27 protein-coding genes are annotated in these 25,070 nt (G+C 49.6%); 25 read left to right on the top strand and 2 right to left on the bottom strand.

Annotation, left to right across the window (positions count from 1 at the left end; translation table 11 throughout):
- The first annotated feature begins 7 nt into the window (after positions 1–7).
- From ASC40_RS03835 to galU, 16 genes are all read left to right on the top strand, one after another.
- A complete protein-coding gene (locus ASC40_RS03835) occupies positions 8–535 on the top strand; it encodes a GspH/FimT family pseudopilin (protein WP_055438424.1) in 528 nt (175 codons plus the stop codon).
- The gene (locus ASC40_RS03830) at positions 529–1,140 is read left to right on the top strand and encodes a prepilin-type N-terminal cleavage/methylation domain-containing protein (RefSeq protein WP_055438423.1); all 612 of its coding nucleotides are present in this window, start codon (positions 529–531) and stop codon (positions 1,138–1,140) included. The genes ASC40_RS03835 and ASC40_RS03830 overlap by 7 nt, the downstream gene beginning before the upstream one ends.
- Entirely contained in the window at positions 1,130–2,227 is a 1,098-nt protein-coding gene (locus ASC40_RS03825) for a hypothetical protein (RefSeq protein WP_055438422.1), read from the top strand. The genes ASC40_RS03830 and ASC40_RS03825 overlap by 11 nt, the downstream gene beginning before the upstream one ends.
- Positions 2,217–4,139 (top strand): prepilin-type N-terminal cleavage/methylation domain-containing protein, encoded by a 1,923-nt coding sequence (locus tag ASC40_RS03820; RefSeq protein ID WP_055438421.1) that lies wholly within the window; start codon positions 2,217–2,219, stop codon positions 4,137–4,139. The genes ASC40_RS03825 and ASC40_RS03820 overlap by 11 nt, the downstream gene beginning before the upstream one ends.
- Positions 4,140–4,219: 80 nt before the next feature.
- Positions 4,220–4,849 carry a cytochrome c biogenesis heme-transporting ATPase CcmA gene (gene ccmA / locus ASC40_RS03815; RefSeq protein ID WP_055438420.1) on the top strand — a complete coding sequence of 210 codons (630 nt, stop codon included), beginning with the start codon at positions 4,220–4,222 and terminating at the stop codon, positions 4,847–4,849.
- Positions 4,842–5,525, top strand: coding sequence for a heme exporter protein CcmB (gene ccmB / locus ASC40_RS03810; RefSeq protein WP_055438419.1), 684 nt, complete (start codon positions 4,842–4,844; stop codon positions 5,523–5,525). Before ccmA ends, ccmB begins: the two co-directional genes overlap by 8 nt.
- A 1-nt stretch (position 5,526) precedes the next feature.
- The gene (locus ASC40_RS03805) at positions 5,527–6,279 is read left to right on the top strand and encodes a heme ABC transporter permease (protein ID WP_055438418.1); all 753 of its coding nucleotides are present in this window, start codon (positions 5,527–5,529) and stop codon (positions 6,277–6,279) included.
- On the top strand, positions 6,269–6,508 hold the full coding sequence (ccmD, locus tag ASC40_RS03800; protein WP_055438417.1) for a heme exporter protein CcmD: 240 nt from the start codon (positions 6,269–6,271) through the stop codon (positions 6,506–6,508). The genes ASC40_RS03805 and ccmD overlap by 11 nt, the downstream gene beginning before the upstream one ends.
- Before the next feature lie 2 nt (positions 6,509–6,510).
- Positions 6,511–7,035, top strand: coding sequence for a cytochrome c maturation protein CcmE (ccmE, locus tag ASC40_RS03795; protein ID WP_055438416.1), 525 nt, complete (start codon positions 6,511–6,513; stop codon positions 7,033–7,035).
- Positions 7,035–9,068, top strand: a complete 2,034-nt coding sequence (locus ASC40_RS03790) for a heme lyase CcmF/NrfE family subunit (RefSeq protein WP_055438415.1) — start codon at positions 7,035–7,037, stop codon at positions 9,066–9,068. Before ccmE ends, ASC40_RS03790 begins: the two co-directional genes overlap by 1 nt.
- Complete coding sequence (locus ASC40_RS03785) at positions 9,055–9,657, top strand: DsbE family thiol:disulfide interchange protein (RefSeq protein WP_055438414.1); 603 nt, start codon at positions 9,055–9,057, stop codon at positions 9,655–9,657. Before ASC40_RS03790 ends, ASC40_RS03785 begins: the two co-directional genes overlap by 14 nt.
- Positions 9,657–10,172, top strand: coding sequence for a cytochrome c-type biogenesis protein (locus ASC40_RS03780; protein WP_072243358.1), 516 nt, complete (start codon positions 9,657–9,659; stop codon positions 10,170–10,172). Before ASC40_RS03785 ends, ASC40_RS03780 begins: the two co-directional genes overlap by 1 nt.
- The gene (ccmI, locus tag ASC40_RS03775; RefSeq protein WP_055438413.1) at positions 10,169–11,368 is read left to right on the top strand and encodes a c-type cytochrome biogenesis protein CcmI; all 1,200 of its coding nucleotides are present in this window, start codon (positions 10,169–10,171) and stop codon (positions 11,366–11,368) included. The genes ASC40_RS03780 and ccmI overlap by 4 nt, the downstream gene beginning before the upstream one ends.
- Before the next feature lie 5 nt (positions 11,369–11,373).
- Positions 11,374–12,105: an MlaA family lipoprotein gene (locus ASC40_RS03770; RefSeq protein ID WP_055438412.1), complete on the top strand. Its 732-nt coding sequence runs from the start codon at positions 11,374–11,376 to the stop codon at positions 12,103–12,105.
- A 118-nt stretch (positions 12,106–12,223) separates the two neighbouring features.
- On the top strand, positions 12,224–13,720 hold the full coding sequence (locus ASC40_RS03765) for a peptide MFS transporter (protein WP_055438411.1): 1,497 nt from the start codon (positions 12,224–12,226) through the stop codon (positions 13,718–13,720).
- Positions 13,721–13,748: 28 nt separating this feature from the next.
- The gene (gene galU, locus ASC40_RS03760) at positions 13,749–14,630 is read left to right on the top strand and encodes a UTP--glucose-1-phosphate uridylyltransferase GalU (protein ID WP_055438410.1); all 882 of its coding nucleotides are present in this window, start codon (positions 13,749–13,751) and stop codon (positions 14,628–14,630) included.
- Positions 14,631–14,746: 116 nt separating this feature from the next.
- Here the strand turns inward: galU and cmoB are convergent, their stop codons facing one another.
- On the bottom strand, positions 14,747–15,766 hold the full coding sequence (cmoB, locus tag ASC40_RS03755; protein ID WP_055438409.1) for a tRNA 5-methoxyuridine(34)/uridine 5-oxyacetic acid(34) synthase CmoB: 1,020 nt from the start codon (positions 15,764–15,766) through the stop codon (positions 14,747–14,749).
- Positions 15,763–16,527, bottom strand: a complete 765-nt coding sequence (cmoA, locus tag ASC40_RS03750; protein ID WP_055438408.1) for a carboxy-S-adenosyl-L-methionine synthase CmoA — start codon at positions 16,525–16,527, stop codon at positions 15,763–15,765. The genes cmoB and cmoA overlap by 4 nt, the downstream gene beginning before the upstream one ends.
- 122 nt (positions 16,528–16,649) lie before the next feature.
- On the opposite strand from cmoA, the gene aspS reads away from it, so the two are divergent.
- The 9 genes from aspS to tolB all read left to right on the top strand — a co-directional run bounded on the left by aspS (position 16,650) and on the right by tolB (position 25,044).
- Positions 16,650–18,416: an aspartate--tRNA ligase gene (gene aspS, locus ASC40_RS03745; protein WP_055438407.1), complete on the top strand. Its 1,767-nt coding sequence runs from the start codon at positions 16,650–16,652 to the stop codon at positions 18,414–18,416.
- A 71-nt stretch (positions 18,417–18,487) separates the two neighbouring features.
- The gene (ruvC, locus tag ASC40_RS03740) at positions 18,488–19,006 is read left to right on the top strand and encodes a crossover junction endodeoxyribonuclease RuvC (RefSeq protein WP_055438406.1); all 519 of its coding nucleotides are present in this window, start codon (positions 18,488–18,490) and stop codon (positions 19,004–19,006) included.
- On the top strand, positions 19,003–19,623 hold the full coding sequence (ruvA, locus tag ASC40_RS03735) for a Holliday junction branch migration protein RuvA (RefSeq protein WP_055438405.1): 621 nt from the start codon (positions 19,003–19,005) through the stop codon (positions 19,621–19,623). Before ruvC ends, ruvA begins: the two co-directional genes overlap by 4 nt.
- 107 nt (positions 19,624–19,730) lie before the next feature.
- Positions 19,731–20,747: a Holliday junction branch migration DNA helicase RuvB gene (ruvB, locus tag ASC40_RS03730; RefSeq protein WP_055438404.1), complete on the top strand. Its 1,017-nt coding sequence runs from the start codon at positions 19,731–19,733 to the stop codon at positions 20,745–20,747.
- A 368-nt stretch (positions 20,748–21,115) separates the two neighbouring features.
- On the top strand, positions 21,116–21,562 hold the full coding sequence (ybgC, locus tag ASC40_RS03725) for a tol-pal system-associated acyl-CoA thioesterase (RefSeq protein ID WP_141656093.1): 447 nt from the start codon (positions 21,116–21,118) through the stop codon (positions 21,560–21,562).
- Positions 21,552–22,247 (top strand): protein TolQ, encoded by a 696-nt coding sequence (tolQ, locus tag ASC40_RS03720; RefSeq protein WP_055438403.1) that lies wholly within the window; start codon positions 21,552–21,554, stop codon positions 22,245–22,247. Before ybgC ends, tolQ begins: the two co-directional genes overlap by 11 nt.
- Positions 22,244–22,690, top strand: a complete 447-nt coding sequence (tolR, locus tag ASC40_RS03715; protein WP_055438402.1) for a protein TolR — start codon at positions 22,244–22,246, stop codon at positions 22,688–22,690. The genes tolQ and tolR overlap by 4 nt, the downstream gene beginning before the upstream one ends.
- A complete protein-coding gene (gene tolA, locus ASC40_RS03710) occupies positions 22,690–23,664 on the top strand; it encodes a cell envelope integrity protein TolA (protein WP_245622170.1) in 975 nt (324 codons plus the stop codon). The genes tolR and tolA overlap by 1 nt, the downstream gene beginning before the upstream one ends.
- Before the next feature lie 24 nt (positions 23,665–23,688).
- Entirely contained in the window at positions 23,689–25,044 is a 1,356-nt protein-coding gene (tolB, locus tag ASC40_RS03705) for a Tol-Pal system beta propeller repeat protein TolB (RefSeq protein WP_425415052.1), read from the top strand.
- The last annotated feature ends 26 nt before the right edge of the window (positions 25,045–25,070 follow it).

The raw sequence follows: 25,070 nt of genomic DNA, 5'->3' as shown, positions 1-25,070 counted from the left end.
AAACGCAATGCGTCAAGGGTTTACTTTACTAGAGCTTATAGTCACGTTGTTAATTCTCAGTATTGTGCTGGGCTGGGGTGTGCCTGCCACCATAGACATGGCACGCACCATGCGCTTGCAAGGGGCTGCGCAGGACACCTATGCGTTATTGCAGTATGCGCGCTCAGATGCGCTAAGCAGTGGCGAGAACCGCTTTGTAGTATGGGACGATGAAGACGGCGCTTGGTGTGCGGCTGTTGCTGACAATGACGACTGTGACTGTCTTACCGAAGATTGTTCGATTGACGGCGTATTGCGGCAAATTAATGGCAACGACTATGCGGGAGTGGTTTTTGCGTCCGCTAATTTTTCTGGCGGCGAGCATACGCGTTTTGATGCGATGCGTGGTTTAGCTGAAGGCAACGCCGGCACCGTAACTTACCAGTTGCGTAATAGCAGTAATGTGGTTGAGCAAGAAGTACGGGTGGTGGTAAGCACGCTTGGGCGTTTGCGCTATTGCCAAGAAGGCGGTGTAGGGAGCTATCCAGCATGTTAAAGCAGCGCGGCCTGTCACTAGTTGAACTTATGATCACCATAACGCTTGGCCTGATTCTTATGGCGGCGTTAACGTCGGTGTTTTCGAGCACCATAGGTACTAATTCTCGCAGTTTGAAGTTAAGTCAGTTGCAAGAAGAAGCAACTGCGGTGATGGATTTGCTTATTGGCGATTTAAAGCGCACGGGCTACCGCGCTAATGCCCATTTGTTAATTGTTGACCCGGACAATGCCGTAGCTGGGTTTAATAATACAATTACGGTTTCGCAACACCCTGACGAAACGGCCAATAGCTGTATTATTTTTGATTACGATGCCAATAATAATGCAGTTCATGATGGCGATACTGAACGCTTTGGGTACCGTTTGCGGAACGGCCAAATTCAGCGGCGCAGTGCAGGGCTTGGCTGTGCCGATGCGGGCTGGGAAGGCTTAACTAGCCCCGATTTAATACAAGTTGATGTGCTGGAGTTTGTGCTCACTGAACGGATGATAGACGTGGTGAACGAGCAAGTTGTGGATGTGCTTGCGGTAGTGTCGTTGCCAAGTGATGAGCAAGTTACCCGTGAGATAGCAACTGAGGTGGTGATACGTAATGCGTACTAAAGAGTCTGGCTTTGCCACGATCACGCTCACAGTATTGTTACTGTCTGTTATTATTTTGGTTACGCTTTATACGGCGCGCTTTAAAGTGCAAGAGCAACGTATTATGCGTAATCACGCCGGTATGCAAGAGGCAACCATGGTTGCTGATGCAGCCCTTGAACAAATGGTTATGCTAATTAACGCCGAGCGTTCTAACTTAGATCGCACCGTGGTGAGCAACATAGCTGGCGCAACGTACTCGGCAACGTTAAGCAGTGAGCGCTTTAATGGCACCCAATGGGGTAACGTGGATGTGGTGAATATCGCGCTGTCAGCTAATTCGGCCGACGGCCGTGCCACGCGTAATGTCAACCAGCAAGTAGCCGTGTTACCCATGATTCGTTCGGCACCTGACACGCCGGTTGCTATTAAGGGCAGTATGAATGTATCGGGTAACTTCCAGGTGGTGGCTAACCCTAATGGCGGTGGTGACGGCGTACCATTGTCTATTTGGACCGAAGGCGATGTAGACATTAACGGTAGCGGCTCTACCTGCGGGCAGCAAGAGTTTACCCAAGGCAACTGTTCGTCGCAGCCGTTTAGTGAACGGGGTGACCACGGTGTCGATATTTTGGATAACGACCCTAACTTTCCTGATGACCTATTGGAATATTTGTTTGGTGTTTCAGAGCCCAACTGGACCGATTTACGTGACTCAGCAACTCAAATTGTCAATAACTGCGACACGATTGGGCCCCATTCAACCGGGCTTATTTGGGTGGTGGGTAACTGCGCGCCTAGCGTGGATATTGGCTCGCCCGAAAACCCTGTCGCTTTGGTGATTCAAAACGGTAACTTAGCCATAAATGGCAATACGGTTGTTAATGGCTTGGTGTTTGCATTTAAAACGCCCAGCGATACCGGTGATTATGAGGTAAAACTCAATGGTGGCGCGACCATAAACGGCGCGGTTATGGCTAATTTTGATCCGGACTTGTCAAACGGTACCTTGATTGTGCGTTATCACGAAGAAATTTTAACCAATTTAGTTACCAATGATGCATTTAAACGGGTTACCCGTGTGGGAGGTAGCTGGCGTGATTTCTAAACTGGCTTACACTGCGCGAACGCGCGGTTTTACCTTTATAGAAGTGTTGGTGGCGCTCGTCATTATTGCTGTAGGCGTAGCCGGCTTGGTGAGCTTGCAGCGCACGTTTATACAAAGCTCAGTACGTGCAGCCGAACGTACTGCGGCACTTGAGCTAGCCCAGCATAGGTTAGAGGAATTGCGCTTTACCGTGTATCAAGACATTGCCGCAGGCAGCGATACCGTAGTGCGCGATGATAAAACCTACAGCTTAACTTGGAGCGTGGCGCCGCAATATTTTAATGGCCAATGGCGTACTACGGGTGACGCAAACTTGCCTGATCCACTGCCGCCTGAGCCTGATGCGAAGTCGGTTAACATTGAGGTGGCTTGGCAACAACGCGGTGGCGAAGACCAAACGCTTACTTTAGAGGGCTGGCTAGGGCGCTTAACCATGCGTGATGGCGGTTTAGCTGTAACGGCACCGCCACCGCGTAATGAACCCCGAGTGGTTTACAACCCAGGTGCTGCGCCTGAAGTTATTGCGGTGAAACTAACCGAAGACGATGCAGCGGTTGCTTACCAAGTGAAAGAAACCACGCGCCCTACGCCAACCGTGCAGCGTACGGGTGATAAGCTAACCGTGCGCTTTGATACGGTCACCTATGACGAAGCCACACAAACCCAGCGGGTAGAAGATTTTATTACGGTGAATTGCTCATGCGAGTTAACCGGCTTTGATGAAGGCGGTTTAACCCCGCAGCGGCTTACGCTAATCGATGGGCGGTTGGCGCTCGACCCCGATGGTGGGCGGCCCACGCGTAAAATAACCGGTGTGCCAAACCCCGATGCCGGCGATCAATCAGAGTTGTGTTTGCAATGTTGTCGTGACCACCACGATAACTCGACCATGGTGGCCAACGGTACCGTTTATAAGCACGACACCCAGCGCAATCAAGACGGTAACCACCGGCACTTTCGAATGGAAAATGGCGTACTGACGCAGGCCACAGGTAGTGGCGCGATTTACGATGAGTCGTGCCGTATGCGCCGTATTGACGGTTGGTATGCTATGTACCCCGACTGGCAGTTTTATGCGCTAACGGCAACCTCAGCTGATTACCTCATTAACCCTGCGGGTGCCGAAATCTATACCGATTATGTGCGCGACGTTGTTAAAGCACTAGTTATGGGCGACCCGTTACCGGCCGCGCCAGATGGCCGTGATATGTATGTGTATCCTGGTGGTTACCAACTTATTGGCCGTGGTATTTATTTAGATGACATGTCGCCTGAACATGAGTCAGTGGTGCGTCAAGCGATTGTAAATGGCGAGCTTGACTGGATAAGCAAAGTGCCATTTTATGAAGTAAACCTAACCTTGCTTGCCGACTGGCAAGCAAGTAACGAACCTGTAGCCGAAGTCACGAACGAGGCCATTCAAACCATAGTCAATGTTGACCAAGATTATTATGGTACTTATAGCCGAGGGCGCGTAACAGCCACTAGCACAGGTGCTTCTGAGATGACAGTAACGGCTAAAATGGGCAACGCTAGTGTACTTGGTAGTCAACCGGTTCATGTGAACGAACAAGGTAGTTTAAGTAGTAGCTTAACGGTTAATGTTGACGGTGAAATTGGCGACTTACCGCTTTACTCAATTACCGGCAATATTTACTGTTTACAGTTTAACGGGCAGGCTTGTAAAAACTCGCACTATAAAGACGTTTCGGTAACTGGTGTTGGGGTTGAGTGTACGTTCTCGAAACAAGGTAATGCCGATACCGGCTCGTTTGCTTGTAACGGCATTCCTGCGGGTACGACCACTACGATAAACTTCTACAAAGATGGCTTTAGTTTTAATCCGTCGTCTAAATCGTTTGTGCTGCTCGATAGAAACGAAACGGTTGAAGTGATTATGCAGGAAAATTGATAACTCGCACTTATACCCACCGATTATCCTGTGGTACTATCGGGTCACTTTTGCTGACCCGATAGGTTGCCTAAATTCCAATGTCTGTTGTTCTTGAAGCCCAACAACTCACGTCGGTTCGTGCGGGACGCACGCTATTCTCTGATCTGTCCTGGCAACTTGCTGCCGGCGAAATTCTGCATATTGAAGGCCCTAACGGTGCGGGTAAATCTACCTTATTACGTATTGTTGCCGGTTTGCTGCAGCCACTTGAAGGCCAAGTTTTGCTGTTTGGTCAACCACAACGCGATGACCCTGAGTACTGGCAACGACAAACCTTATTTATTGGGCATAAACCCGCCGTAAAGGCCGAACTTACGGCACTTGAAAACCTTTCTTTGCAAAGCCGTTTAGATGGCGTGCAGCTTGACGACCCGTGGCTGTTACTTGAAACCGTTGGCTTGCTAGGTTTGGAAGACATACCTGCGCAACAGCTATCGGCTGGACAGCAACGCCGCATTGCCTTGGCGCGGCTGTTTTATAGCGAAGCCAAGTTGTGGATTCTGGATGAGCCCTTTACCGCGCTTGATACCCGCGGTATTGAGTTGCTGCACCAACGGTTCGCGCAGCATTTAGAGGCGGGTGGCGCCTTATTGTTAACCTCGCACCAGCCGCTTACTTGGTCGGGCGAACGGTTGCAGCGTTTACGTATTGAGGTTGCTGATGAATAAGGCAAGCACGTGGCAATTTCTGCGTACTATTATGCAACGCGATTTGGCGGTTGCCTTGCGCCGCCGCAGTGACATTATTAATCCGCTTCTATTTGTTGTTATTGTGGTTACGCTGTTTCCATTAGCGGTGGGCCCGGGGCCTGACATTTTGGGGCGTATTGCAACGGGCGTTATTTGGGTGGCCGCCTTATTGTCGGCGCTACTGGGTTCAGAGCGGCTATTTCGCGATGACTTTTTAGACGGCAGCCTTGAGCAGCTGGTGTTGTTACCGGCGCCTTTACCTGTTCTGGCGCTGGGCAAGATTAGTGTGCACTGGTTGTTAAATGGCTTGCCGTTGGTGATCCTTGCGCCACTGTGTGCGTTATTACTAAAGCTACCGATTGATGCCTGGGGCATATTAATGCTTACCCTCTTAATAGGTACCCCAATGTTAAGTGCGATGACCGCGGTTGGCGCAGCGTTGACGGTGAGTTTAGGGCGTGGTGGGGCGTTATTAAGCTTATTATTGCTACCGTTGTTTATCCCTTTGTTGATATTTGCAGCGGCAGCCGTTGAAAGTACCCTAGTTGGTACATCTGCGTACGGGCAAGTGTTATTATTGGCCGGGTTAATGTTATTGACGCTAACGTTAGCGCCTTTGGCGGTGGCGGCAGCAATACGAGTGAGCGTGAATTAATATGTGGAAGTGGTTACATCCTTACGCAAAAGGCGAAGCAACCTACAGGTTGCTTGGCGCTTGGTTGCCGTGGCTGAGTGCTTTGGCGGCCCTGTTTGTGGCTGTCGGCTTGGGGTGGGGGCTATTTTACGCACCACCAGACTACCAGCAAGGTGACAGTTATCGCATTATCTTCATTCACGTACCGGCTGCGATGTTTTCAATGGGTGCGTACACCGGAATGGCCATTGCCGCGCTGATTGCGCTAGTGTGGCAAATTCGCACTGCAGAGTGGGCTATAGCGGCCATTGCGCCAGTTGGTGCAGTGCTTACTTTTGTGGCTTTGTTTACTGGTGCTGTATGGGGTAAACCCATGTGGGGCACGTGGTGGGAGTGGGACGCGCGGCTTACCTCTGAGCTTATTCTGTTGTTTTTATATATTGGCGTATTAGCGTTGTATTATGCCTTTAATGATGCGCGTACCGGCGCCAAGGCGGCAGCTATATTGGCACTTGTCGGCGTTGTTAATGTTCCTATTATTCACTTTTCTGTTTATTGGTGGAACTCGTTGCACCAAGGCGCCACTATTACAAAGTTTGAAAAGCCATCAATGCCGGTAGAAATGTTAACCCCGTTGCTGATTAGTATTGCTGGGTTTTTATTCTTAACCGCGGCGTTAGTTACGCAGCGCTTGCGCAATGAAATATTAAAGCAAGAGTTACATCGTCCTTGGGCGCAGCAACAGTTGGGTGTGGAGGCTGAGCATGGCGTTTGATAGCTGGCAAGAAGCCATCTGGATGGGTGGTTATGGATTTTATGTTTGGTTAAGCTTTGGTGTGTCGCTATTAGCAATTGGTATGTTAGTGGTACATGGTTTGCTGGTGCGCAAGAAGCTTGCCATCATGGCGGTGCAACAGCAGCAGCGCAAACAGCGTTTGGCACGGCGTCAACAGCAAGAGCGTCAAGCCCACAATGAACAGTCGCAAGTAAAAGGAGCGCAGTAGTTATGATTCCTCGCCGTAAAAAACGCCTTGCTTGGGTTTTGTCGTTGGTGGTTGGCGTGGCCGCCGCTATAAGTTTAATTTTGTATGCGCTAACGCAAAACATTGATCTGTTTTATACGCCATCAGAAATGATTGAAGGCAAAGGTAAAGACCTGACGCGGCCACATGTGGGCCAACGTTTGCGCGTGGGTGGCATGGTGGTTGAAGGTTCCGTGAAACGCAATCCACAAACGCTGGAAGTTAGCTTTAAAGTGACGGATACCGGCCCAGAAGTAACCGTGTTGTATACCGGTATTTTGCCCGACTTATTCCGTGAGGGGCAGGGCATTGTGGCGCAGGGTGTGTTGGTTGAACCAACAGTGCTAAAAGCCACCGAAGTGCTCGCGAAACATGATGAAGAATATATGCCGCCGGAACTGGCAGAAGCCATGAAGGGCATTAAACATGTGAACCCCAATCAGCCAAATTATACTGGGTCAAAGCAAGACGACGCGCAGGTTGACGAAAAACAGGGTGGCTATAACTAATGATTGCTGAATTTGGTCAACTAACGCTTGCCATGGCGCTGGCATTTTCAGCGTTGCTGGCGGTATATCCACTGTGGGGCGCGTGGCGGGGCCATAGCGGAGCAATGCTGTTGGCACGCCCATTGGCTTATGGTCAATTTATTTTCACAGCGCTCGCCTATGCCGCGTTAACCTGGGGTTTTGTCGTTAACGACTTTAGTATTTCGTATGTGGCGCACAACTCAAACAGCGCATTGCCCTTGGTATACCGCATTACTGCTGTTTGGGGCTCGCACGAAGGCTCGTTTTTGCTGTGGATGCTTATGCAAGCGGGCTGGATTGCGGCGGTGGCATTGTTGTCGCGGCGCATGCCTTTGACCATGATGGCACGGGTGTTGGCTATTCTGGGGTTGATCAGTATTGGTTTTTACCTGTTTATGCTAACGGTGTCGAACCCATTTGACCGTGCCTTACCGATGATTCCAGTTGATGGCCGCGACCTAAACCCGCTGTTGCAAGACCCCGGCATGATTTTCCATCCACCTTTGTTGTACATGGGCTATGTTGGCTTTTCAGTGGCTTTTGCGTTTGCTATTGCGGCGTTGTTAAGCGGCAAGCTTGATGCTTCTTGGGCGCGTTGGTCACGGCCTTGGGCAACCGCGGCTTGGTGCTTTTTAACATTAGGTATTGCACTGGGAAGTTGGTGGGCTTATTACGAACTAGGTTGGGGCGGCTGGTGGTTCTGGGACCCAGTTGAAAACGCAAGCTTTATGCCGTGGTTGGTTGGTACTGCGCTAATTCACTCGTTAGCGGTCACCGAAAAACGCGGTGCATTTAAGTCGTGGACCGTATTGCTCGCTATTTCGGCCTTCAGTTTGAGCTTGTTGGGTACCTTTTTGGTGCGCTCTGGCGTCATTGTTTCGGTGCATGCGTTTGCAACTGACCCTGCGCGCGGCCTGTTTATTCTGGGCTTGCTGGCGGTGGTTATTGGTGGCTCGCTGTTGTTGTTTGCATTGCGAGCTGGCGCGGTGAATAGTCACACCAAATATGAATTCTTTTCACGCGAGGTGTTATTGCTTGGCAATAACATTTTGTTGATGGCTGCTACTTTAGTGGTGCTGCTCGGTACGTTATTGCCGTTAGTGCACAAAGAGCTGGGCTTGGGCTCTATCTCAATTGGTGAGCCGTTCTTTAATCAAATGTTTACCTGGCTGATTGTGCCCTTTGTATTACTCATTGGGTTAGGGCCGCTGTTGCGTTGGCGACGCCAAGAACTCAAGCCAATTGCTGGTAACTTAGCTTTAGCATTGGTACTTGCCTTGGTTCTAGGTTTTGCTTTGCCATATGTGCTGGCTGACCAAGTTATGGCGTTGACTGTACTGGGCTTAGTCATGGCACTATGGATTGTTTTAACCTTAGTGACCGAGCTCAAGCAACGTATTCAGCAGCGCGGTCAAGGCTTAGCAAGTTTAACCAAGTTAGGCCGTAGCCACTGGGGCATGGTACTTGGTCATTTGGGGTTTGCGGTGACCTTGGTTGGTATTGCTGCAGTAAGTCAATATGAAGTTGAGCGCGATGTACGCTTAGCGCCCGGAGAGTCGGTTGTTATTGAAAATTACCGATTTCAGTTTGATCTTCTGAGCGAACAACAAGGACCAAACTATCTCACTGATCATGCAGAATTTTCGGTGTTCCGTATTAGCGGTGACAACGAACGCAAAATTGCTGACTTGGTCACCGAAAAGCGCTTTTATACCGTGCAACGTATGAGCATGACCGAAGTCGGGCTAGATTCAGGCTTTTTACGCGACTTATACGTGGCGCTAGGTGAACCATTAGACGACTCGACGAATCCTAATTCATGGGCGGTGCGCATTTATATTAAGCCGTTTGTACGTTGGATTTGGCTAGGCGCAATTATTATGGCTTTAGGAGGGGCGTTGGCGATGAGCGATAAGCGTTATCGCTCTGGCAAACTTGGCAAACTTGGCAAAAAAAGTCAGCCTAGCAAGCAGTCTTTAGCAGAAACACGAGGTGAACATGGCACAGCCTAGCAAACTAAAATGGGTTATTTTGGCGTTTCCGCTGCTGCTGTTTATTTGGCTGACGATTTTCTTGCTGCGCGGGCTGTTTTCTGACCCAACTGAGCTGAGCAGTGCCTTGGTGGGTAAACCGGTGCCGGCGTTTGAACTACCTGATGTGTATAACCCAGAGCAAATGCACACTGAAGCCGTGCTGAAAGGTCGGCCGATGCTACTGAATGTTTGGGCAACGTGGTGCCCCACCTGCCAAGCTGAGCATGCCTATTTAAATAAGTTGGCGGACGAGGGCGTGTACATTGTTGGCTTGAATTATAAAGACGATTCGCGCGCTAAAGCGGTCAATTGGCTGAATACATTAGGCGACCCATATCAAGTGAATTTGTTTGATGAGCGTGGCATGGTGGCCATTGACTTTGGTGTGTACGGTGCGCCAGAAACCTTTTTGATTAATATGAATGGTGAGGTTGTGTATCGTCACGTGGGCGATGTGAATGACCGCGTTTGGCAGCAGGTGCTTGGGCCTAAATATGAAGCCGAAATGGCGACCTATTTGAAACAGCCGATGGAAACTGAACCGGCGTCGGCGGGGGGGCAATCGTGATGCGTGTTATGACGATGTTCTGGTTACTGGTTGTGCTGGCCGTGAGCAGTGCTTATGCGGCAAACTTGCAAACCTACACCTTTGACGACCCTAGCAAAGAGGCTTTGTTTCGTGAGCTCATTAACGAAATTCGTTGCCCAAAATGTCAAAATCAAACCATTGCCGACTCGGACGCGCCTTTAGCCAAAGATTTGCGCGATAGAACCTATTTAATGGTGCAAGAAGGCGCAACCAAGCAAGAAGTCATTGATTATATGGTAGCGCGCTACGGTGACTTCGCCTATTACCGACCACCAGTACAAATGAGTACTTTGGTGCTGTGGCTTGGGCCATTGGTGGTTATATTGGGCGGTGCTGGCGTTATTTTGTGGCGAGTACGCTCACGCTCAAATACTGATGTGGGGTTATCAGCCGAAGAACAAGCGCAGTTAGCTAAATTAAGCGCTGCCAACGCTGTCGAAAGCACTGATGCTGCTAACCAGCAAGCCGGGCGAAACAAAGGTAACCAGTCATGATTATTCATATTGCCTTAATTGCTGCTGTGGCTATTAGTGGCGCCCTATTTTTACTTATTACTGGACGCAAGCAACGGGAACAGCAGCGTACTCGGCTTGATGTCAACCGTGAGCTGTACCAGCAGCGCAAAGAAGAGCTCGTGCAAGAGCGCGATGACGGTTTGCTTACCGCTGAGGCTTACGCACGGGCTAATGACGAACTTGATAAGCGCTTTGTGTCTGAAAATACCGAACTAGAGCAAGTTCATGATCAGCAGGTAGGCCGAAACATATGGTTGCCGGCAATTATTGTTCTGGTACTTACGGTTGTTTTTTATGCCTTATTTGGTAGCTGGAGTTTGCAGCGCCAAGCGGATGAAGCGCTTGAGCAACTACCAGAGCTTGGCAAGAAGGTGCTTATTAATGCCGATGCGCAAACTACTCGCGAAGAGCTTGAAACCTTTGCTTTAGGGTTACGCCAACGCTTGGCTGCGGAACCTAATGATGCTGTTGCTTGGTTGGTTTATGCCCGTAGTATGTCGGCGTTAGGCCAATTAGAGCAAAGTGTTGATGCTTATAAAAAGTCATTGAGTATTGAGCCTAACCGGGTGGGTACACTGGTTAGCTATGCGCAGTTGTTGCTGCAAACCGGTGACGAAGACTTTATGCCTGAAGCGGCGACCATGTTGCGTCGTGTGCTTGAGCAAGAACCGAGTAACCAAGAAGCCTTGTCGTTATTAGGTTTTGTGGCGTTTCAACGCGGCGATTGGCAACAGGCAGTAACCGCTTGGGAGTTATTGCTGCAACAAATTCCAGAGTCAGATGAGCGCTACGGGCCAGTGGCAACCGCGGTTGCCGATGCTAAGCAACGTTTAGTTGCTGGCGAACTTGAGCTGACTGTCACCGTAAATATTACCGATGAAGCCCGTGCGTCGATACCAGACGGCGCAACGTTGTTTGTTTATATTCGCGCCGCCGAAGGGCCAGGCATGCCAGCAGCGGTCGTGCGTCAGCCGGTTTCGGAGTTTCCGGTGACGGTGACTTTGTCGGATGCGAATGCCATGTTGCCAGACTATCGCATGAGTCAATTGAACCAATGGCAGGTCATGGCACGTATATCAGCAGATGAGCGGATAGAAGCTGAGCCCGGCGACCGTGATGCCGAGCCATTGATTATAGACGCCGCCACCACCCGTGTTGAGTTAGTCATAAGGTAGTATTAATGAATAAATGGATAGTTATGGCAGCAACATTGCTGCTTGTTACAGGCTGTGCCAGTGCACCCAAAGACGACCCGTGGGCAGACCCTAAAGACCCGTACGAAGAATTTAACCGCGACATGTGGGAATTTAACGAAGAACTTGATGATGCGGTGCTGCGTCCGGCAGCGAAGGCATACGGCTACATTCCAAAGCCGGTGCGTACGGGGTTATTGAATGCAGCAGAGAACTTAGACGAAGTTTCGTCGTTAGTGAATAACCTGTTGCAAGGCAAAGTAGTAGACGCTGGTGTTTCGTTTTGGCGTTTTACTATCAACAGCACCGTCGGCGTGCTAGGTGTATTTGATGTCGCCACCGAAATTGGCATAGACCGGCGTGAAGAAGGCTTTGGCGAGGTATTGGCCGCCTATGGCGTGCCCGACGGCCCTTATTTAATGTTGCCAGGTATGGGACCAACAGTTCCTGTTGACCGTGGCGGCGACGTGGTCGATGGCATGTACTTTCCGTTGGATAACTTAAGTGGCCCTTTGAGTGCCGCGCGCTGGGTAATAAAAGGGCTTGATACGCGCTTACAACTTATTGAACTTGAACCCATGTTGGAAGACTCACTAGACCCTTATTCGTTTGTCAAAGAGTCGTACTATCAACGCTGGTTAGATAAGAAGTTTGATGGCAACCCACCGGAAGAACCTCAAGAAGAAGAGCTTAGCGAAGACTTCTACGATCAATTTTAACCTGCTTTTTGCCCCGTTTATGCCGCCAAGCCTTGCACCATGCAAGGCTTTCGCGTTATAAAAGCCCGTCACATTTATAAGTTACATAACTATAATTACATTTCATTGAGGAATTCTTATGAGCCAGGCGCCTTCTAAGTCTGAACTTTGGGGTCATCCCAAGGGCCTGTATGTGCTATTTACAGCCGAAATGTGGGAGCGATTCTCTTACTACGGCATGCGCGCACTTTTAGTTTTAACCCTTGTTGCCGCCACTGAAGCCGCAAACCCTGGGTTTGGTATGAGCGACGCGGACGCCTTGTCGCTTTACGGTATGTACACGGGATTAGTTTATTTTACGCCGCTTATTGGTGGTTGGTTAGCCGATAACTATTTAGGCCAACGCCGCTCTATTTTATTAGGCGGTATTTTAATGGCGGCAGCGCAGTTTACTCTGTTTGCCGCAACCCCACACAGCCTTGAATTATTTTATGTGGGCTTGGGCTTATTGATTGCTGGTAACGGTTTATTTAAGCCAAATATTTCAACTATTGTTGGCGACTTGTACGAACAAGGCGACGCTCGCCGTGATAGTGCATTTTCAATTTTCTATATGGGCATTAACTTAGGTGCCTTTATTGCTCCGCTTATTACCTCTACCTTAGGTGAAAGTGCTGACTACGGCTGGCGCTGGGGGTATTTTGCAGCAGGCGTAGGTATGACGTTAGCCGTGATCACCCAAGGCTTGTTCTTCCAACGCTTCTTGGGCGATGTGGGTAAAATTCCTGGCGCCAAACGCGACCGTGACGCCACCGGTGGCGTGAAAAAACCACTGTCGAAAGTTGAGCACGATCGTTTACGCGTTATCTTGTTTTTGTTTGTGTTTGTGACGGTATTCTGGTTGGCGTTCGAGCAGGCCGGCGGCCTCATGAATATTTATGCCGAACGATTTACCGACCGAATGATTGGTGCTACCGAAATACCCGCTGGTTACTTCCAGTCATTAAACCCACTGTTTATTTTACTTTTTGCTCCGGTTTTCTCGTTTTTGTGGGTGTGGTTGCACAAAAAAGACAAGAGTCCTGATGCCCCAATAAAAGTATTTGCTGGCCTCATTTTAACCTCCATTGGTTTTGTTTTCTTGATTTTGGGTCTGTTCGAAATTCAAGTAACCGGCAAAGCCAACATGATGTGGTTAGTACTGGCGTACATGTTCCACACATTAGGCGAGTTATGTATTTCGCCAGTTGGTTTGTCATTGATGACTAAGTTAGCTCCGCTACGTTTGGCCTCGTTAGTCATGGGTGTTTGGTTCCTCATGCCAGCCATTGCAAGTTATTTAGCAGGTATGGTCGGCGCCTTTAGCGAACAAGCTGACAAGTACGAATTTTCAATTAACTTGGCGCAGTCTATTGGATTGGAAGCACAATATTCTGGTTTGTTAGTTGTGTTTGGCGGCGTGGCTGTAGGCCTATTGTTCTTTGCCGTTATTTTGTGGCTTATTTCAGGTATGTTGGTTAACTGGATGCACGGTGCTGAACGCGTTGCACCAACCACTGTTGCTGAAGGTGTAGAACAAGAAATTGAAGCAGTAGCTGAGCATGAAGGCTTAGGCGATAAAGCTGAGAAAAAATAGTTTTTGATATTAATAAGGATATTTGAGCATGGTTAAAAAAGTTGTGATTCCGGTGGCAGGTCTGGGGACGCGGATGCTGCCAGCAACCAAAGCAATTCCAAAAGAAATGTTGCCTTTGGTTGACCGGCCGCTTATTCAGTACATTGTGGAAGAATGCGCTGCTGCGGGGCTAACTGATATTATTTTGGTAACCCACTCAAGCAAAGGTGCCATTGAAAACCACTTTGACTCCAACTACGAGTTAGAAGACATGCTGAGCAAGCGCGCAAAAGATCAACTTTTGGCTGAGGTGCAGTCCATTTGTCCAAAAGGCGTAACGGTTATGGCCGTGCGCCAAGATGAAGCCAAAGGTCTCGGCCATGCCGTGCTCTGCGCGCGCCCACTTATTGAAGACCAACCGTTTGCGGTGGTGTTACCAGATGTTCTGGTGGACGAAGCAAGTTGTGACTTAACGCGTGATAACTTAGCTGAAATGGTGGCCAACTTTAATAGTACCGGCGCAGCGCAAGTCATGGTCGAGAAAGTGCCGGCTGCCATGGTCAATCAGTACGGTATTGCCGACATTAACGGCGTTGAGCTTCAGGCGGGTCAGCAAGCACCGATAAAGCAGCTCGTTGAGAAGCCGCCGGTTGACGAAGCGCCTTCTGACTTAGCTGTGGTTGGGCGCTATGTGTTCCCCGCGGCGTTATGGGCGTTGCTAGAGAAAACCCCCGTTGGCGCTGGCAACGAAATTCAGCTAACTGACGCCATGGCCATGTTGCTTGAACAGCAACCAGTAAACGCGTACTACATGAAAGGCAAGAGTCATGATTGCGGTAACAAGCTGGGCTACGCCCAAGCCTTTGTTGAGCATGCCATGCGCCATCCCGCCTTCGGCACCGACTTCACCGCATGGCTGAAGGGACTGTAGCCCGGCGTTCTACGCCGGGTAGCGCCAAGCGCTGTAAATCTCGAATCTTCCTCCTAGAAATCGCGGTAAAGTTCAGCGATGACGATGCTGCGCATCACCCGGCGTGTAACGCCGGGCTACGTCTTAGCGATGATCACGGCGCGACGCGGGGCTGGGTAGCCTTCGATGGTGCGGCTGTGGTCGGCTGGGTCGAGGAAGTCGACTAGCGACTGGCCTTGCATCCATTCGGTGGCGCGCTGTTCTTCTAGTGTTGTTAGCGATTCGTCGACTACGCGTGCGTTTTTGTAGCCGCAGCGTGCTAACCAGTGCAGTAGGGCTTTGCTGCTTGGTATAAACCAGACGTTGCGCATTTTGGCGTAGGTTTCGCCGGGTACGAGTACGGTGTGCTCGTCGCCTTCTACAACGAGTGTTTCTAGTACTAACTGGCCGCCGGGTTTGAGTTGTGCGCGTAGCTGGGTCAAAAAGTCTATTGGTGAGCGGCGGTGGTAGAGTACGCCCATGCTAAATACGGTGTCGAAGGCCTTTAGTTCGGGTAGGTCTTCGACGCCGAGTGGGAATAAGTGAGCGCGTTCTTGTAGTTCTGGCGGCATAAAGCTGCGTACGGCCATAAATTGGGCCATGAACAATTGGCCGGGGTCTACTCCCCATACTTGTTCGGCGCCGGCTTCAAGCATGCGCCATAGGTGGTAGCCGCTGCCGCAACCAATATCTAATACGTGTTGGCCGCGCAATGGCTTCGCGCCTAGGTTGTCGGTGTTGGTGGCTGCATCTGTGCCTTGGTTGTGCAGGTGTGGCAGTACGCGTTGCCATTTGAAGTCGGAACGCCATTCGGTGTCGATGTGTACGCCGTGCAAATTAAATGGGCCTTTGCGCCATGGTACGAGTTGCATCATGAGGCCGCGAATGCGGTTTTGTACGCCTTCGCTAATGTTGTCGTTTTGGACGGTTACGGTGTCGGCCAACGACACTCGGTGAGCCTCAAGCTTGGGTAGTTGCTCAACGCTGCGCAGCCATTTCGGTAGTTCGCCGTGTTGTTGTTCTTTTTGCCAGCGTTCAAGTTGGGCGGGCAGGGTGGTTAGCCATTGTTGTAGTGGCGACTGGGCTACGGCGACTAGGTCTTGCTTGAATAAATTCATGCGTTGTCCTTAACGGGCTGTTTTTTCGGGGCTTTGACGGCTAGCATGGCGGCGAAGTTGTAGCATTGAAACCATACTTGGGTGTGGCTAAAACCAATGTCGCGCAGGCGTTGGTGATGGGTTTCAAGGGTATCAACGCGCATGACGTTTTCGATGGCTGCCCGTTTTTGTGCGATTTCGAGTTCGCTGTAGCCGTTGGCGCGCTTGAACTCGTGATGAATGTCGACAAGCAAGTTGTTCATGGTTTCGTCGGTGCTGCGGAATTTTTCGCTGAGTAACAATACGCCGCCTGGTTTTAAGCCGTCATAAATTTTTTGCAGTAGCGCTTGGCGTTGCTCGGGGGGCACAAATTGTAAGGTGAAATTCATGACTACGACCGATGCGTTAGTCAGCTCCGATTGCTGAATGTCTTCGCAGCGCACGGTTACGGGCACGTCGCTGCGATAGCCGCTTAGGTGCAGTTGGCAGCGCTCAACCATGGCGGGCGAGTTGTCGATGCCGATAACTTGAACATCCTGTAAACCTGCGACGTTTTGGCGCATAGCCAAGGTGGCGGCGCCGAGCGAGCAGCCTAAGTCATACAAGTTCGAATTTGCCTGGGCGAAGCGTTTGGTCAGTTGGCCAATACCTTGCAATATACTTTGGTAGCCGGGCACCGAGCGGTTGATCATGTCGGGGAAAACTTCGACCACGGTTTGATCAAATACAAAGTCGCTCACTTGCGGCAAGGGTTCGGCAAATATCGAGTCTTTTTTAGTCATACGGGCAATTAATCTTTAGCTGACAGTCAGGTCGAGTATTTTAACACAGTTACTGACAATCGGCGCCAGTCCGTTATAATGTGCAGCTTTGTAAATTCTAATTTTGTGGTAGGGACAATCCCATGCGTAGCCATTATTGTGGACAGCTTGAAAGCAGCCTTGTAGATCAGTCAGTTACTTTGTGTGGCTGGGTAAATAAACGTCGTGATTTGGGCGGTTTAATTTTTATTGATATGCGCGACCGTTCTGGTTTAGTGCAGGTGGTGTTTGATCCAGATCAACAGGCTCTGTTTGATACTGCAAATAAGCTGCGCCAGGAGTTTTGTATTCGCTTAGTCGGCACGGTGCGAGCTCGCCCAGAAAGCCAAGTGAACAAGAACATGGCCACAGGTGCGGTGGAAGTGATGGCGACTGAGCTTGAAATTATTAGTCGTGCCGAGCCATTGCCGATTGATTTTAATCAGCAGGTGAGTGAGGAGCAGCGTCTACGCTTCCGTTATTTAGACTTGCGCCGCCCAAATATGAACCACAATTTGCAGTTCCGCGCCAAAGTAACCAGTGCTGTACGTCGCTTTTTAGACGACAACGGCTTCTTGGACATTGAAACACCGATGCTAACCCGTGCGACGCCGGAAGGTGCACGTGACTACTTGGTGCCAAGCCGTACGCACAAAGGTAAATTTTTTGCCTTGCCACAGTCGCCGCAGCTGTTTAAACAGTTATTAATGATGTCTGGTTTCGACCGTTACTACCAAATTGTGAAGTGTTTCCGCGACGAAGACTTACGCGCAGACCGTCAGCCAGAATTTACCCAAATTGATATTGAAACGTCGTTTATGACGTCTGATCAAGTGATGGCGGTGACTGAAAAGATGGTCCGCCAGTTATTTAACGACATGTTAGACGTTGAGTTAGGCGACTTTCCGCGCATGACGTGGCATGAAGCAATGCGCCGTTTTGGTAGCGACAAGCCAGATTTGCGTAACCCACTTGAATTAGTAGACGTCGCTGATTTGCTAACCGACGTTGAATTTAAAGTATTCTCGGGCCCTGCGAATGACCCGAAAGGGCGCGTGGCGGCACTAAAAGTACCCGGCAAAGCCGAAGCGATTTCACGTAAAAACATTGACGAATACACCGCCTTTGTTGGCATTTATGGCGCCAAAGGCTTGGCGTGGATGAAAGTGAATGACCTAAGCGCTGGCCGCGATGGTATTCAGTCGCCGGTACTGAAATTTATTCCAGATGATGCGCTGAACGGTATTTTGGCACGCACCGAAGCGGCCAACGGCGATATTATTTTCTTTGGTGCTGACAAAACGACTGTGGTTGCCGAAGCTATGGGCGCGTTACGCTTGAAAGTCGGCCAAGATTTTGAACTTGTGAGCGATGAGTGGCGCCCATTGTGGGTGGTTGATTTCCCAATGTTTGAAGAGCATGACGGCCGTTTGCATGCTATTCACCATCCGTTTACCGCGCCTGTTGGCGTAAGCCCAGAAGAACTGAAAGCCAACCCGGAAGCGGCATTGTCAAACGCTTACGACATGGTGCTTAACGGCTGTGAAGTGGGCGGTGGCTCGGTACGTATCCACAATAACGAGATGCAGCAAGCTGCATTCGAAATTTTGGGTATTGGCAAAGAAGAAGCACAAGAGAAATTTGGCTTCTTACTCGAGGCATTAAAGTACGGTACGCCACCACATGCGGGCCTGGCTTTTGGTTTAGACCGTTTGGTGATGTTGATGGTGGGCGCAAGCTCTATTCGTGAAGTGATTGCCTTCCCGAAAACCACCACGGCCGCCTGTGTGTTGACCGACGCACCGGGGCTTGCCAACCCAGAGGCATTGGCAGAATTGAATGTTGCTGTTACGGTAAAGGATAACGACTAACCAGCGTCTAACCACCGTCTAACCACCGTCTAACCTAGGTGCAGTGAACAGCAAGCTGACAGGAGCGAATCATGGCCATTATTCTGGGAATTGACCCAGGCACACGCCTAACCGGCTATGGTGTGATTCGCCAATCTGGCAAGCAGTTAACTTACTTGGGTAGTGGCTGCATTAACGTCATGCGCAGCCTAAAAGGCGAAGCCGAACCCACACTTGCCGATAAGCTTAAAGTTATTCATGATGGTGTAGCTGAGCTTATCGCGCAATTTCAACCCAGCGAATTTGCGATAGAACAAGTGTTTATGGCGCGCAACCCTGACTCCGCATTAAAGCTTGGGCAGGCGCGTGGCGCGGCCATTGTTGCTGCAGCTTCGGCTGGCCTGCCCGTGGCAGAATATGCAGCGCGCTTAGTGAAGCAGGCCGTGGTTGGTACCGGCGCTGCTGATAAAACACAAGTGCAACACATGGTCATGGCCATGTTACAGTTACAGCACAAGCCGCAAGCTGATGCGGCCGACGCGTTGGCCGTGGCCATTTGCCATGCCCATACGCAAACCCAATTGATTAGAACAACAAGGGGACGTGCGTGATCGGACAACTCACCGGCACTTTAATTGCTAAACAACCACCCGAAGTGCTTATTGATGTAAACGGCGTTGGCTACGAAGTACAAATGCCAATGACCTGCCTGTATGAATTACCTGACATTGGTGAAACCGTTAAGCTGATCACGCATTTTGTGGTGCGCGAAGACGCGCAATTGTTGTATGGCTTCAACACCTTTGCTGAGCGCACTCTGTTTCGTCAGCTTATTAAAGCGCAAGGCGTAGGGCCGAAGTTAGCGCTGACCATTATGTCGGGCATGACAGTGCATCAATTTGTTCATGTTGTGACGCACGACGACGTGTCTAGCTTAGTGAAGCTTCCTGGTGTTGGCCGTAAAACGGCTGAGCGCTTGGTGGTTGAAATGCGCGATCGTTTGAAAAACTGGGGTACTGCTACTCCGGCAACAGACGCTGCGCCGATAGAATTTGGCGACATGAACCCGACCATTGCCGGCGGTTCGCCACGTGACGACGCGCTAAGCGCCTTGTTAGCTTTGGGCTATAAGCCAGCACAAGCGGAAAAGGCGGTAGCGGCAGCGCTAAAGGCGGAGCCCCAAGCTGCCAGCGATGTCCTCATCCGTTTCGCATTGAAGAACATGTAACGACAACGACGATATCAGCTATTGGATATTAGATATTAGCTAAATACCCGATACATCTGCTCTAATATCCAATATCTAATAGCTGATATCGCACTAGGGTTTTCAAGATGATTGAGCCAGATCGTATTAACCAGCCACAGGCAATGGCCGACGATGAAGTGATTGATCGCGCTATTCGGCCGAAAATGCTCGCCGACTATACCGGCCAGAGCCACGTGGTTGCGCAAATGGAAATATTTATTCAAGCCGCCAAGCAACGAGCTGAGGCGCTCGATCATTTGTTGATTTTTGGGCCGCCAGGCTTGGGTAAAACTACTTTAGCTAATATTGTCGCCAATGAATTGAATGTAAATATCCGGCAAACTTCGGGCCCAGTACTCGAAAAGGCAGGTGATCTTGCGGCATTGTTAACCAACTTAGAAGCTCACGATGTGTTGTTTATTGATGAAATTCATCGTTTGAGCCCTGTGGTGGAAGAGATTTTGTATCCGGCCATGGAAGACTATCAGTTAGATATTATGATAGGTGAGGGGCCGGCAGCGCGTTCAATAAAATTAGATTTGCCGCCGTTTACGCTTATTGGCGCCACCACCCGTGCGGGTGCGTTGACGTCACCGTTGCGAGATCGTTTCGGTATTGTGCAGCGGTTAGAATTTTATAGTGTTGAAGAGCTAACAAAAATTATTGCGCGTTCGGCCAGTTATTTAAATTTGAACTTAGAAGCCGATGGCGCCCTGGAAATTGCGCGTCGTTCACGTGGTACACCGCGCATAGCTAACCGTTTGTTGCGGCGGGTGCGCGACTTTGCGGAAGTTAAAAATAGCGGCCATATTGATCAGCCAACGGCCGCCGCCGCATTAGCAATGGTTGATGTGGACGAAGCGGGTTTTGATTATATGGATCGCAAATTGCTGCTCGCAATTATTGAGAAATTTATGGGCGGCCCGGTAGGTTTAGATAATTTGGCTGCGGCCATTGGTGAAGAAAAAGATACTATTGAAGATGTACTTGAGCCGTATTTGATTCAGCAGGGTTTTTTGCAGCGTACGCCGCGTGGTCGCATTGCGACGCCACACGCCTACGCCCACTTCGGCCTTGGGAAGAGCAACGACGCTATCAGCTAGCTGATATCAGGGAGGGATGTAGCGGGTATCTAGCTAATATCTAATATCCAATAGCTAATATCGCTTTTGCTCTACAAAAAAAAGCCCGCTCAAAGGAGCGGGCAAAATACAGAACAACAAGGAAGTTAAATCCAGGGAACAATAACAGGAAGAAGTGACAACCGGTCTCTTCGTATCTGGTATCTGACGCGCATTATACGCAGGCCGGACCAGCTTTCAAACGAGAAAAATTGTATTTCACATAAGTTTTACTAATGCGATGGTTTTATTGTTGGTTGAAATATAACCTAATCAGAATTGGTCTTACCAAAATAAACCGCGAAAATTAAGGGTTTTGTAAAAATTGGTTAGATCGTTATGATAAAAAAATGTCTGGTGTAAAATTGAACAAGTTAACATTTTCATGGCCCATACGGGTTTATTACGAAGACACAGATGCAGGCGGTATCGTTTATTATGCTAACTATCTCAAATTCCTTGAGCGGGCCCGTACGGAATGGCTACGATCGTTAGGAATAGAACAAGATACTTGGCTTGCACATCGGCTTGGGTTTGTGGTGCGTCAGGTGCAAATGGATTTGTTGGCGCCGGCGCGATTTAACGATGAACTGATAGTGACGGTTGTGGTCGAAAAGCTCGGACGCGCTTCGGTGGTGTTTTCGCAGCAGGTGCTGTCGGGGCAACCGGGCCATGAAACAATTTTTTGTCAGGCGCAAATTAAAGCGGCCTGTGTAAATTTAGGGCATGCTGGTGAAGCCGTGCGAGCGGTGCCTATGCCAGCCGAAATTTTTGAGGTATTAAAACGTGCAAACTGAATTGTCGATAACCGCACTTATTCTTGAAGCAAGTATTGTTGTGCAACTGGTGATGTTGCTGTTGCTGGCGTTCTCAGTAGTGGGTTGGATGATGATTTTTCAACGTGCCAAAGTCATCAAGAGTGCGGCTCAAGAAGCCTTGAAGTTTGAGGACAGGTTTTGGTCGGGGGTTGATTTAACGCGTTTGTTTCAAGAGGTTTCGGCTCGAGCACAAAATGCCTCGGGCATGGAAAAGCTATTTCATGCTGGGTTTAAAGAGTTTGCACGGTTGCGCAACAATCAAGGACTGAATCAACAGCAAGTGTTGGATGCTTCGTACCGAGCGATGCGAGTGGTGCACTCGCGAGAGCTTGATGGCCTTGAAAATAATTTGAGTTTTTTGGCGACCATTGGCTCAATAAGCCCTTATGTGGGTTTATTTGGTACTGTCTGGGGTATTATGAATGCGTTTATTGGCTTAGGTGCGGTGCAGCAAGCAACGCTAGCCATGGTTGCACCGGGTATTGCTGAAGCATTGATTGCAACGGCGATGGGCTTGTTTGCGGCGATTCCAGCGGTTATTGCTTACAACAGATTCAGCTATCGCGTTGAAAAAGTAGATAATCAATATGTAAATTTCATGGACGAGCTGATGGCAATTTTGCAGCGTCAGGGCAGCGCGAAAAAGGCGGGTGCTGAAGCATGATGACGGTAACCCGTAGACGTCGTAAGCAGGTGTCGGAAATTAACGTGGTGCCCTACATTGATGTCATGTTGGTGCTGCTGATTATTTTTATGGTTACTGCGCCACTTATTACGCAGGGTGTTAAAGTAGACTTGCCGAAAGCTTCCGCAGAGCCGCTTGATCCTGAAAGCGAGCCACCAATTGTTGCTTCGGTTGATCGTGATGGTAATTATTTTTTAAGCACGGCAAATGATCCGAACGCTGCCATTGGTGTGGTTGATTTAGCTGTGATGGTGCAGGCTGAGTTGCAGGTAAGCCCGAACCGCCCGGTGGTGGTAAAAGGCGATGGCGCGGTGCAGTATAATCAGGTTGTACAACTGATGGTGTTGTTGCAAAAAGCTGGGGTGCCGCAGGTTGGCTTAATGACCGATAGTTCTGCTACTCCTAAAGCAGGTGGCTCATAATGTCCAAGCAAGATGTGTCTAAGCCGCTCGCGGCGAAGCAAACATCAACGGCAGCGACGAGCTGGACCATGCCGCTAGTTTGGTCGGTGTTAGTGCACGTTGTCGTGGTGGGGCTGATGGTTTGGGGGATGAACTTTCAGACCCCATTTGAGCAGCCTATTGAGCAGCCTATGCAGGTGCAATTGAATAGTGATACGCCCGAAGAACAGCTAGATAATCAAGAAATTGTGCAGGCGGTTACGGTCGATCAAGCTGCGGTTGAGAAGCGCGTAAATGAAATTCGTGAGCAGAAACGTCAAGCTGATTTGGCTGAACAACGTCGGCAGGCTGAGTTAGAGCGCCGCGCGGAACAAGCGCGCAAGGAGCGAGAAGCTGAGCAACAGCGCTTGCGTGAGCTGCAGGCACAACAAGAAGCGGAACGCAGACGTTTAGAGAAAGAAAAAGCAGAAGCGCAAAAGCAAAAAGAGGCAGCTCAAAAAGCCGCGGCTGAAGCTGAAGCGAAGCGCCAACGTGAAGAGGAAGCTGCAGCCAAAGCTGAAGCTGAGCGTAAACGCAAGGAAGAAGAAGCGCGTAAAGCTGAAGAAGAGCGTAAGCGGCGTGAGCAAGAGGCGCGTGAACGTGCTGAACGTGAGCGTCAATTGCAAGAAGAATTACGAGCTGAGGAAGCGGCCCGAGCGAAAGCGCGTAGTCAACAAATGCAATCAGAAGTACAACGCTACACTGCGCTGATTACGCAGACGATTCAGCGCAACTGGATTACCGATGACAGCATGCGTGGGAAAGAGTGCGTGTTGACTATTAGTGTTGCGCCAAGTGGCTTCGTTAAATCGGTCAACCAAGGCGAAGGTGACCCGACCGTATGTCAGTCTGCGCGTAACGCGGTGCTTAAAGCGAATACATTGCCTGTGTCGCAAGACCCTGAAGTGTACAAATTAATGGAAACCATTGAATTAACCGTGGCTCCAAAACAGTAATCTGAAGTAACGATGACAAAACCTATGACAAAATTAAAAGTATTTTTTATCACGGTATGTGCGCTAATGGTTGGGCTGACGGGAGTCGCTCAAGCAAAATTAGAGATTGTCATTACGGAGGGGATTAACACCGCTCGGCCAATTGCTGTGGTGCCATTTGAGTGGAAGGGAACTGGCCCTAAACCTGATGGTTTAAGCGAAGTTGTGGCGGCAGATTTAATGCGCAGCGGCAAATTTAACCCGATTCCATTAACTGCTATGCCGCAACGGCCGTCGTCATCTCCACAGGTGGACTACACCGAATGGGCTAGTTTGGGTGTTGAAGCATTGTTAGTTGGCACGATTGCACCGGACGGCTTGGATCGCTACACGGTGAGCTTTGAAATTATTGACGTACTGCGCGGACAAATTACCAGTGGTACCCAAGTGTTACAAAATGGCCAGTTGGTAACCTCGCAAGATCATATTCTAGATGCGCGAACCAGCGTTATTTCAGGTGACCAATTTCGTCAATATTCTCACCGAATTTCAGATATTTTTTACGAAACATTAACCGGACAACGCGGTGCGTTCATGACGCGTATAGCGTATGTTACGGTTAACCATAACTCAGAGAAGCCGTATGAGCTTGTGGTTGCAGACTACGATGGCTTTAACGAACGCGTGTTATTGCGCAGTCCTGAGCCATTAATGTCACCGTCGTGGTCGCCAGATGGTAATAAATTGGCCTATGTCAGTTTTGAGAATAAAAAACCACAGATTTTTATTCAGGACATTTATACTCGTGCGCGAGAACAGATGACTGATTTTCCGGGAATTAACAGTAGCCCGGTGTTCTCGCCTGATGGCAAAAACTTGGCGATGGTGTTATCAAAAGATGGTAACCCTGAGTTATATGTAATGGAGATTGCAACGAAGCGTGTGCGCCGCGTTACGAATCACCATGCAATTGACACCGAGCCAAGCTGGTCACCTGATGGTAACTCGCTGATTTTTACGTCAGAAAGGGGTGGCAGACCACAGCTTTATAGCGTAAATTTAAGTGCAGGGCAGGTACGCCGACTCACTTTTGAAGGTGAGCAGAACTTAGGTGGGACATTTTCGCCAGACGGTAAGCAAGTGATTATGGTAAACCGTACGCAGGGGAACTATCACATTGCTCGTCAAGATTATCCAAATGGGTCAATGCAAATTTTAACGCAAACCGCTTTGGACGAGTCGCCAAGTTTGGCGCCAAATGGCAGTATGGTGATTTACAGCACCACACATAATAACCAGCAGGTGTTAGCGTTGGTTTCGGTAGACGGTCGCTTCAAGGCACGTTTACCTACACGTGAAGGTGAAGTAAAATCACCGTCGTGGTCACCGTTTTTACGCTAGTATGTGCTATAAGTTATAACGATTAT

The sequence above is a fragment of the Pseudidiomarina woesei genome (assembly GCF_001418345.1).
Classification (GTDB): Bacteria; Pseudomonadota; Gammaproteobacteria; order Enterobacterales; family Alteromonadaceae; genus Pseudidiomarina; species Pseudidiomarina woesei.
Note: the sequence above shows the minus strand (reverse complement) of the source record. Positions and strands in the feature narration are given on the sequence as shown.